At 56.2% G+C, this 10,425-nt stretch carries 9 protein-coding genes; all 9 read left to right on the forward strand.

Features of this window, described 5'->3' with window-relative positions; all coding sequences use genetic code 11:
* Positions 1-4 precede the first annotated feature (4 nt).
* Positions 5-1,489: a 2-methylcitrate dehydratase gene (gene prpD, locus AC13C0_RS05270; protein WP_482954046.1), complete on the forward strand. Its 1,485-nt coding sequence runs from the start codon at positions 5-7 to the stop codon at positions 1,487-1,489.
* A gap of 147 nt (positions 1,490-1,636) precedes the next feature.
* Positions 1,637-2,362 carry a PEP-CTERM sorting domain-containing protein gene (locus tag AC13C0_RS05275; protein ID WP_286803865.1) on the forward strand — a complete coding sequence of 242 codons (726 nt, stop codon included), beginning with the start codon at positions 1,637-1,639 and terminating at the stop codon, positions 2,360-2,362.
* A 211-nt stretch (positions 2,363-2,573) separates the two neighbouring features.
* The gene (locus tag AC13C0_RS05280) at positions 2,574-3,986 is read left to right on the forward strand and encodes a TIGR03013 family XrtA/PEP-CTERM system glycosyltransferase (protein WP_339621292.1); all 1,413 of its coding nucleotides are present in this window, start codon (positions 2,574-2,576) and stop codon (positions 3,984-3,986) included.
* A 59-nt stretch (positions 3,987-4,045) separates the two neighbouring features.
* Entirely contained in the window at positions 4,046-4,690 is a 645-nt protein-coding gene (locus tag AC13C0_RS05285) for an XrtA/PEP-CTERM system exopolysaccharide export protein (protein WP_286803867.1), read from the forward strand.
* Between the two features lie 60 nt (positions 4,691-4,750).
* Positions 4,751-6,277, forward strand: coding sequence for an XrtA system polysaccharide chain length determinant (locus tag AC13C0_RS05290; RefSeq protein ID WP_339621290.1), 1,527 nt, complete (start codon positions 4,751-4,753; stop codon positions 6,275-6,277).
* On the forward strand, positions 6,277-7,191 hold the full coding sequence (locus AC13C0_RS05295; RefSeq protein WP_482954047.1) for a P-loop NTPase family protein: 915 nt from the start codon (positions 6,277-6,279) through the stop codon (positions 7,189-7,191). The genes AC13C0_RS05290 and AC13C0_RS05295 overlap by 1 nt, the downstream gene beginning before the upstream one ends.
* A gap of 4 nt (positions 7,192-7,195) precedes the next feature.
* Positions 7,196-8,518, forward strand: a complete 1,323-nt coding sequence (locus AC13C0_RS05300; protein ID WP_339621287.1) for an outer membrane beta-barrel protein — start codon at positions 7,196-7,198, stop codon at positions 8,516-8,518.
* A 26-nt stretch (positions 8,519-8,544) separates the two neighbouring features.
* Complete coding sequence (locus tag AC13C0_RS05305; RefSeq protein ID WP_482954048.1) at positions 8,545-9,444, forward strand: XrtA system polysaccharide deacetylase; 900 nt, start codon at positions 8,545-8,547, stop codon at positions 9,442-9,444.
* The coding region (locus AC13C0_RS05310; protein WP_482954049.1) for a glycosyltransferase family 2 protein at positions 9,441-10,425 on the forward strand (985 nt) is incomplete at its 3' end. The genes AC13C0_RS05305 and AC13C0_RS05310, both read left to right, overlap by 4 nt.

Consider the following 10,425-nt stretch of genomic DNA (forward strand, 5'->3'; position numbering starts at 1 on the left):
CGCCATGTCAGCAACATTTGATCTCAACGAACGCCCCGACTACGACAAGCTCATGCAGACGATTGCCGATTACACCCTCGGCTACCGGATCAAAAGCAAGGAAGCCTGGGAGACCGCCCGCAACTGCCTGATGGATACCCTGGGCTGCGGCCTGTTGGCCCTCAGGTTTCCCGAATGCACAAAGCACCTGGGCCCGATTGTTGAAGGCACGGTAGTGCCCCATGGCGCGCGCGTTCCCGGAACCTCCTTCCGGCTGGATCCGGTGAAAGCGGCCTGGGATATTGGCTGCCTTATCCGCTGGCTGGACTACAACGACACCTGGCTTGCTGCCGAGTGGGGGCATCCGTCCGACAACCTGGGGGGTATTCTTGCGGTTGCTGATCATCTTTCCCAGAAAAGGGTGGCGGAAGGCAAAGAGCCGCTGACCATGAAGGACGTGCTGGGGGCCATGATCATGGCCCATGAAATCCAGGGTGTGCTGGCGCTTGAAAACTCCTTAAACCGGGTAGGGCTGGACCACGTGGTGCTGGTTAAAGTGGCCTCCACGGCCGTCACCGCCAGACTGATGGGCGCTAACCGCGAGCAATTGCTGTCGGCACTTTCCCACGCCTGGGTAGACGGCCAGTCATTGCGAACCTACCGCCACGCGCCCAATGCAGGCTCCCGGAAGTCCTGGGCAGCAGGCGATGCCACGTCCCGCGCGGTACGATTGGCCGATATCGCCATGCGAGGAGAAATGGGCATTCCGAGCGCACTGACAGCCCCCCAATGGGGCTTCTATGATGTGCTGTTCAGCAAGACCAACAAAGATCAGAAGTTAAAGCCCGAGGATAAGCGTCAGTTTTCTTTACCCCAGGAACTGGGCTCCTACGTGATGGAGAACATCCTGTTCAAGATCTCCTTCCCGGCGGAGTTCCACGCCCAGACAGCGGCGGAAGCGGCAGTAGCCCTGCACCCCCAGGTCAAAGACCGACTCGACGAGATCGACCGTATTGTCATCACCACCCACGAATCCGCCATCCGCATCATCTCCAAGCAGGGCAGGCTTGCGAACGCGGCCGACAGGGATCACTGCCTTCAGTACATGGTGGCTGTCCCGCTGATTTTTGGGAGTCTCACCGCGGAACACTACGAAGACAGCTTCCACGAAGCCAATCCGCTTATCGACCGGGTTCGGGAGAAAATGGAAGTGGTGGAAGATGAAAGGTATACCCGTGAGTACCTGGAAGAAGACAAACGCTCCATCGCCAACGCCATTCAGGTGTTCTTCAGGGATGGCAGTGCCACGGACAAGGTCGCGGTTGAATACCCCATCGGCCACCGTCGCCGCAGGAAGGAGGGGATTCCGCTCTTGGAAGACAAATTCAACAACAACCTTGCCACCCGGTTCCCTGGCCAGCGTTGCGACCGGATCTACCAGCTCTGCAGGGATCAGAAAGCGCTGGAAGGCACGCCAGTGCATGAGTTTGTCGGGCTTTTTGTGATCTGAATATGAAACAGTGGGTGTCGGTTTAATTTACAGTTTGTGGGTAAGGGCTTCATAACAAGCTGAAATTTAAACAGTTATCATTGTGGCGCGAAATGTGCCTTCAGTACTCCGGCGAAGGCGAATTAATCAGTGAAACGGAGTACTGATATGAACAAGGCAACAGCCATTATTGCGACCGGACTACTCTTTGGCGCATGCTCCTGGGTTTCCGCAGCACCCATTCTTTCCGTCAGCCCCCAGGGCGGAGCCGCCGCTGGCCAGGCCGAAAGTAACTTCCTGGCAACCCTGAGCGGCGGCTATCTCACCGAAACGTTCGACAACAATACCTTTTACAACCCTGGTGATCAGTCAGTTTCCATTAACTCCCAGGTGGGTGTCGGCAGTTTTACCAGCGCGGTGCCGGGTTCCGGCGGCCTTTGCGATAGTGGCGGTTACACCTGCACGAAAGGCCTTGCCGTTCTGGATGCAGGCACAACGCCTTTCAGCGGGCGCTACCCGGTATCCGGTGACAACTGGCTGGACAGCATGGACGCCAGGGAAATGAGCATCTCGCCGGCTGCGGGTTACAATGCCATGGGGTTCTACATGACAGATCCTAACGATGCGGGTGGCCGGTTCTCGATTGGCGGCGTGGGGTTCAGTTTCAACGACATCTTCGGAACAGCCCTGGGTAACGGCACGATTTTTTACATCTCGATTTTTGACTCGGCAGGCCTTGGCGGCGTGTCCATCTTTTCCAATAAACCGAATGACGGCTACGGCCTGGATAACGTAACCGTCGGTACCGTTGCGGTCCCGGAGCCCGGCACCCTGGCGCTGCTTGGGCTCGGTCTCCTGGGGCTTTTTCTGGCCCGCATGCGCAAGCGGTCGTAACGCCTGATACAGAGAAGAAACTGACAACCCGGGCGCCGTGTGTTGTCAGTTTTCTTTACATTCTGAACGCACCCTGAACGGCTGACACGCTCATTCTGTTTGCCGTTGGTTGCAGTTACAGGAATTTACAGTACACTGCTGTTCATATAACGCTGTATGTAAACGCACTGGATGCGTTGTTTCATTGTTGTGAGCAGCAAAAGGAGTTGGCGTGGCCCACGTCAGATTGTTCAGGCATTACATCCATCTTCCGTATGTCATCCTCGGCCTGATTGATTTTTTGCTGCTGGCGTTTGCCTTCGCCCTGACGGTATTTTTTCGCTACTTCGGCGACCTTTCCTTCTTCCTTGAAAACCTGCGATTTCTGTTGCCATCAGCGGTTGTCTTTTCGGCAATGAACCTTTTGGTGATGGTGGCGCTTGGTGTTCACCAGTCGCGCCTGGAGGAGGGCATGTCGGGCATGATGCTCCGCACCATCATGGCGCTGATTATCAGCATTCCTTTAAACGGTTTTGCCTACCTGCTGGCAGCAGACTGGTTGTGGTACCTCGGTGAAAGCGGTGTTTTGACAACAGGGTCTGTGTTCGGCTTTTTCCTGATCGGTATCGCGCGCTCAATCTTCTTCGACACGGTGGGCAAGGACGCCTTCAAACGAAAGGTGCTGGTACTGGGTGCTGGCTTTCGCGCCAGGCAGATTCACGAAGACCTTAAAGCACCATTGAACCGCAAGGGGTTCATCCTGATGGGGTTTGTCCCCCTGCCGGACGAGCCGGTTGAGATCCGCGACGACTACCTGCTGAACATTCCCACCACACTTCACCAATTCATCATCAAGAACCCGGTCAGTGAAATTGTGGTAGCCGTGGATGATCGCCGCAAGGGCCTGCCCATGGAAGACCTGCTGGAATGCAAGATGGAGGGCGTAAAAATTGTTGACGGTATGACTTTCTATGAGCGGGAGAGTCGTAAAGTTGCGCTGGAAATGGTCACCAGGGGCTGGCTGGTTTTTACCGATGGTTTTACCGTCTCGTCGGTCTTCGGATTTGGTAAACGATCACTGGATATCCTGGCAGCAACAACGCTCCTGCTTGTGAGTTTGCCGTTGATGATCCTTACCGTCATAGCCATAAAAGCAGAGGATGGCTTCAGGGCGCCGATGCTGTATAGCCAGGAACGGGTAGGGCTTAACGGCAGAGTCTTCAAAGTGTACAAATTCCGCTCCATGATTAACGATGCTGAGAAAAATGGAGCAGTCTGGGCCAGCAAAAACGACACCCGGGTAACCCGGGTGGGTGACGTTATCCGAAAATTACGGATCGACGAACTGCCGCAAATCTTTAACGTTCTCAATGGCACCATGGCCTTCGTGGGCCCGCGCCCCGAACGGCCGGTGTTCGTGGCGCAGCTGTCTGAAAAGATACCGTTTTACAGTGAGCGCCATCGCGTAAAGCCTGGCCTGACCGGCTGGGCCCAGCTATGCTTTGCGTACGCGGGCAACGAGGAAGACACGCGGGAAAAACTTTGTTACGACCTCTATTACATCAAGAATCAAAGCCTGTTGCTGGATTTATTGATTATAATTCAAACAGTAGAGGTGGTACTGTTCAAGAAAGGATCAAGGTAGTTTCGGGACCTGCCCTCCCCGGGACACGGAAACAGACACGGAATCAGAGAGGAATAACAATGTCATCGAAGTATTCACTGCGGGGACTGCTGATCTCCGTGACGGCGGTAGCGTTTGTAACGGGTTGTGCCGGGCCTCAGCCATCGTCTCAGGAAGACATCAACGAAGCTCTCAGCCTGCAGACATCAACGGGGGTCGAGGAGTATGTGCTCGGCCCAACGGATGAAATCCAGATCTCGGTCTGGCGTAATGCGGATCTCAGCATCGGCGTTCCCGTACGCCCGGACGGCAGGGTATCCATGCCCCTTATTGGCGATGTCCAGGCCACCGGTAAAACGCCGGAACAGCTCGCCAATGAAATCGAGGAAGGCCTTAAAAGCTACATCCGTGAACCCCAGGTAACCGTGGTGGTCAAGTCCATGGGCAGCCAGGAATTCAACAACCGGGTGCGGGTAACCGGCGCGGTCAACCAGCCCATCTCCGTGCCCCACAGGTCCGGAATGACGGTCCTGGACATGGTGCTGAGCGCAGGCGGTGCAAACCCCTTTGCCAACCTCAACGACGCCATGTTGTACCGCTCACTGGGCAACAGGATGGTGGCCATTCCCGTTCGACTCAACGACATTCTCAGCAAGGGTGATGTATCCACCAATTACCGCCTGCGACCCGGGGATATCCTGACCGTGCCGGAACGGAATTTCTAGGATTGGCTGCAACCGCTGTTTGAAGCCGGCGCGGAACTGTTTATCAACAGGTAATTAGAGATGGCACTTCCATTAAACCAGATTCCTTCGGAAATAATCAGAGAGGTCCGCTCGCGTAAGTGGCTGGCCTTTTTCCTGTTCACAATTGTCAGTTTTGCCGTACTGGGGGCAGGGTTTGTCTGGCCTTACAAGTATGAGTCTCAGGTTGTGATATTTGTGGATGACCAGAATATTATTCGCCCGCTGATGGAAGGCAGTGCCGTAACCACCAAGATCAGCGAGCGCAGCTCCGTAGCCCGGGAAATGCTCTGGTCCCGGGATGTCATGTCAAAGGTTGCCAAAGACAAGGACATCTTCGGCCAGGATGCTGACCAGCTGACCGACGAGGAACTCGAGCGCAGAATCGGCATGCTTCGCACTAACATGAATGTGCGTCCCCGTGGTGACCGCTATTTCAGTATTGGTTATACCTCCGAGTCGCCCATGCAGGCCTTCCGCATTGCACAACGCCTGGGGCAACTGTTTATATCCGAAAATTCGGAAAGCAAACGCAAGGAAAGCCGTAACGCCTACAACTTCATCGACAAGCAGGTCAAGAATTACGAGTCCATACTTGCCGGGGTTGAACAAAAACTGAAGAAGTTCCTCTCCGAGAATGTTGACGGAACGGAAAGCGAAGCCAATGCCCGCATGGCGAACCTGCGCCGCGAACTGGAACTGGCCGAGCTGGAGCGCTCCGAACTGATGGCGCGGGCCGAATCCCTGGAGTCACAACTGGGCGACGTGCAACCCATGCTCAGCCAGGCCAGAACGGCAGATTCCTACACCCGCAGAATTCGCGAGAAGGAAACCCAGCTTGACGAACTGCGGCTGCAGTACCACGACACCTACCCGGATATTGTGGTACTGAAGGAACAGATTGCCGAGCTGAAAAAACAACGGGACAGGGCAGCCCTCAGTGGTGAGCTGGGCCTGGCTGCCAGTGAAGGCGATCAACTGGTCAATCCTCTGTACCAGGACATCAGCGCGGAAGTTGCCAAAACCCGCGCCAGTATCCGCACCCAGGAATCACGCATCAATTCGCTTGAGAATCTGATCGCGGAGCAGGAAGAGCGGATGGCGCGTATCCAGGAAAACAAGACACAGTATTCAGAGCTCACACGGGATATGGAAGTCAACGAACAGATCTACAACGACCTGCTCAGACGCCGCGAAAAAGCCCGGGTATCCATGTACCTGGACATCGAAGGCCAGGGCCTGAATTTCCGCATCAATGAAACCGCTCAATTCCCCCTGGACCCGGTTGGTCCGCAGTTCCAGCTGTTTGCTTCCGCTGGCCTGATTCTCGGAGCCCTGGCCCCGTTCGGCCTTGCGGCCGGCGCACTGCAGATAGACCCCCGTGTACGGGCCCGGAAACAGCTTGAAGACGGTATTGGCCTGCCCGTGCTGGCAGAGATGCCCCACGTACGAACACCCTACGAGAAACGCAGGGACCGATTTTTAACCGTTTCCGTCGCTGTATGCGCCGTGCTGGTTGTAGCTGCCTATGGCGGTGTTGCCGGTGCTGCTCTGATGGGGGTTATTTAATGACAGAGCAAAAACGGGACAGGGAAAGGGAAGAGATGAAAACCAGTACCCGGGCGCGTGATAACAACAGTGGTGGAGCGGATTTCAAGGCAAGGGAACGCATAGGCGATCTGAAGAAACAGGGTGCGGATTCCGATAGCGGGCACGGCAACGATTTCTCCCAGTGGGATGACTCCCGCATGCTGGTACCGAGTTCCCTGGAGTTGGGCCCCGGTGCTGTCGACAAGTACGTGATCAGCAAACAGATCGTCAAGATGCAGGAGCCCCGCCGGCTCACCCGCGACGACATGGACGAGCGGCGCATCATTTATCCGGAATCCCAAAACCGGGCCCTCGTCAACCGGTTTCGCCACCTGCGTACCAAACTGCTGGAACTGTCGGGTGGCAACAACTTCACCATGGTGGTCAGCGGCGCCTGTGAAGGTGCGGGAACCTCTTTCATGGCCCTCAACCTGGCAGCGGCATTTGCCTTTGACCAGTCCAAAACCGCGCTGATCATCGACTGCAACCTGCGCGCCCCCTCACTGCACGCCCAGTTGGACCTGGCCGCCGAAACCGGGCTGACGGACTTCCTGGAAGACCCGGACTACGACATCGGCCGGATTATCTATCCCACGGGCATTCCACGCCTGCGCCTGATACCGGCAGGCAGCAAACGCGAAACGCCAGCGGAGTTCTTTACCTCATTTCGCATGAAGCAGTTCCTGCAGGCCATCCGCCGCCGCTATCCAGATCGCTTCATTGTGCTGGATACGGCGCCCATTTCCGACTCTCCGGACGCACGGATTCTGACCGATCTTTGCGATTACGGCATGCTGGTGGTCCCCCACGGCAAGCTGACGCCAGGCAAGATTGAGAATGCGGCCCTGGCGTTCAATCCGGATAAATTTGTGGGTGCGGTGATCAATGGTTAAGGCAATGGCGTTCAGGTCTTTCGCCGCAAAGCTGCGGCCTTCGCTGGGGCTGGCCCTTCTGGCCAGCTCGCCGGTTACACTGGCTACACCTCCGGAGCTGTATGTGGGCTTTGGGCCCAGATACAGCGACAACATCGCCAGAAGGGCGGATCAACAGCAGAGCGATATTGAAAACCGGTTTACCTTACGGGGCAACTACCAGACCGATCCCGGAAAATGTATTGCCAGCGCGAACGGCGAATTATCCTATTCGGTTTACTCGCAGAATACCTACGAGCCGCAAACAGGAATTAACGCAGGCATTACAGGCAGCTGTGAACTTGCACAGGGTCTTTCCTGGGAAGTCGACAACCAGACCCGGGAATATACCCGAACCCGTCGCCTGAGCAACACACCCGACAACCGGACCCGGAAAAATGTCTTCCGAACCGGGCCCAGCTATCTCTGGCAACTGTCACTGCTGGATTCGGTTCAGTTATCCTCAAGTTATGAGAACACAGAGTATAACGACCTCTCAGACCCGAGCAGAAATAATAACAGTACTCTGTCCTATCCAGACAGTGACAGATTCATCGGCGCCATCGCCTGGAGCCACCTTTTTTCGCCGGATTTTTCCGCCGGTTTATCCGCTTCGGTGAGCGACGCGGAGCTTGACACCGGCGCGCAGATCCGCACAAGCACACTCAGTGGCACCTTCAGCAAACGCTGGGCCACAACCGCATTGAGTGGGTCCCTGGGGGTCAGTGAAATAAATACCACACTTGGGAGTTTTGAGCAGAATTCAGGCGGGGTGGTGGGTGACCTGAACCTTACACGCTCACTGAACTCCGGAGGAACGCTCTATCTCAGGGCCTCCCGGGAGTTCACGGACCGGGCATCGAATTACGACATTCGCTTCAATGAATTCACTTTCGAGCTGGAAGAAAGTAACACGCTTGAAGCCACCAGTATTGAAACCGGCCTGGACAAAATATTCAGTAACGGTGATTCCTTGTCTGTCTCCGCCTTCGCCAACCGCTCCGACTACCTGGGAGCGAGATCCGTCGCCGGAGGCCGGCGGGACGGAACAGGGGTAAGGGTCGGTTATACCAGACAACTGACCCCAAAGCTGTCCGCGGTCGCCTCTGGCGAGTATGAGTTGCTGACCTACAAGGCAGATCAAGCCGATTATCAGACCACCGGCCTTGATCTGGGCCTGACCTACCGCTCCTCGCGCCGCCTTGAGTGGGCCGCAAGAGTGGGCCGGTATGAGCGCGACAGCGACATCGAAACACAGACCTATGACGAGAACTGGGTGCAGTTAAGTGTTGACTACAGGCTTCTGTAAACCGGCGCCGCAAGGATGTGATGACCATGAGCGCGATTGAAAACGCCCTGACCATTGATGTTGAAGACTACTTCCAGGTTGCCGCACTGGCCGAAGCCGTCCGCCGGGAAGACTGGCATTCCATGGAATACCGGGTAGAAGCCAACACCCAGCGCATTCTCAGCCTGCTGGACCGTCACAAGGCCAGGGCTACCTTCTTTACCCTGGGCTGGGTTGCAGAAAAGTCTCCCGAACTGGTTCGCCTGATCCGGAAAGAAGGCCACGAAATTGCCAGTCACGGGTACAGCCATCAGCTGATTTATAACCAGACACCCGAGGTCTTTCGCGAGGAAACCAGGCGCTCAAAACAGATCCTCGAGGACATTATTGGCGAACCCGTCACTGGGTATCGCGCCGCAAGCTATTCTATCACCAACCAGTCGCGCTGGGCCCTGGATATACTCGCCGAGGAAGGATTTACCTGGGACTCCTCCATTTTCCCGGTGCACCACGACCGTTACGGCATGCCGGGTGCGCCGCGCTGGCCCCACCGCCTGAAAACCGACAAAGGCCATGAACTGGCCGAGTTCCCCCTGAGCACACTGAAGTTTCCCGGTTACACCCTGCCGATCGCCGGCGGTGGCTATTTCCGGTTGTTTCCCTACTGGTTCAGCCGCTGGGGCCTGGGCAGCATCAACCGCCAGGGCCAGCCGTTCGTGTTCTACCTCCATCCCTGGGAGGTAGACCCGGGCCAGCCACGGCTGGACGTTAAATGGTTTTCCCGGTTCCGGCATTACAACAATCTGGATGTGTGCGAGGCGCGGCTGTCGAAATTACTGGGACACTTCTTATTCACTACCATGAGCAGTGTACTTCGCAGGCAGGGCGTTCTGGGCACGGAGCCTGCTGAATCCGGTGATTTCAAGGCCGCGGGCGGGGTTGCATGATGCAGTTCGTGTTCTGGTGTTCGGTTTTCCTGCTGCTTTACATCTACTTTGGTTACCCGCTGGCAGTCAAAGCCATTGCTACTTTCAGAACAAGGCCAGTGCAAAAATCAGAGAACTACCTGCCGAAAGTATCCATTCTTATCGCCGCCTACAACGAATCCAGGGACATCGAAGATACCCTGCGAAATAAACTGGCACTGGACTACCCATCGGACAAACTGGAAATTCTCGTTATCTCGGACGAATCCGACGACGGCACCGACGACATTGTGGAGCGGGTGGCAAGCTCTTCCCGGTTTCCCATCCGCCTTTTCCGACAAGTACCTCGACAGGGCAAAACCACCGGCCTGAACACTCTGGTACCCGAAACCAAGGGCGACATCATCCTCTTCTCCGACGCCAACTCCCAGTGGGACAGCCAGACGGTCAGCCAATTGTGCAGCAACTTCGCCGACCCCGATGTGGGCTATGTGACGGGCAAGATGGTCTACGTGAACGACGACGGCTCCCTGGTGGGCGACGGCTGCAGTACCTATATGAAATACGAGAACTGGCTACGTGAGCAGGAAACCCGGTTAGGTTCGGTTGTCGGTGTGGATGGCGGCATAGACGCCATGCGCAAGGGGCTTTACCGACCCCTCGCCCCCGACCAGTTGCCGGACTTCGTACAACCGTTGAAAGTGGTCGAGCAGGGCTATCGGGTAATCTACGACCCCCAGGCCCTGCTGAAAGAGGAAACCCTGAACGACAGCAACAGCGAATTCAGCATGCGGGTGCGTGTCAGCCTTCGTGCCTTGTGGGCATTGAAAGACATGCGGCACCTGATGAACCCTGTGCGGTATCCATTGTTTGCCTGGCAGCTCGTTTCTCACAAGCTGTTACGTTATACCGCCTTCGTACCTTTGATCACCCTGGCCATCAGCACACTGATACTCGCCCCGGCCCGTGGCGTCTACACACTGGCATTCATCGGCCTGGTCA

Source organism: Marinobacter sp. B-21, assembly GCF_056857895.1.

Coding starts and splice junctions, on each gene's coding strand:
- prpD (WP_482954046.1), top strand. CDS start 5: ATGTCAGCAACATTTGATCTCAACGAACGCCCCGACTACGACAAGCTC.
- AC13C0_RS05275 (WP_286803865.1), top strand. CDS start 1,637: ATGAACAAGGCAACAGCCATTATTGCGACCGGACTACTCTTTGGCGCA.
- AC13C0_RS05285 (WP_286803867.1), top strand. CDS start 4,046: ATGTCATCGAAGTATTCACTGCGGGGACTGCTGATCTCCGTGACGGCG.
- AC13C0_RS05290 (WP_339621290.1), top strand. CDS start 4,751: ATGGCACTTCCATTAAACCAGATTCCTTCGGAAATAATCAGAGAGGTC.
- AC13C0_RS05295 (WP_482954047.1), top strand. CDS start 6,277: ATGACAGAGCAAAAACGGGACAGGGAAAGGGAAGAGATGAAAACCAGT.
- AC13C0_RS05300 (WP_339621287.1), top strand. CDS start 7,196: ATGGCGTTCAGGTCTTTCGCCGCAAAGCTGCGGCCTTCGCTGGGGCTG.
- AC13C0_RS05305 (WP_482954048.1), top strand. CDS start 8,545: ATGAGCGCGATTGAAAACGCCCTGACCATTGATGTTGAAGACTACTTC.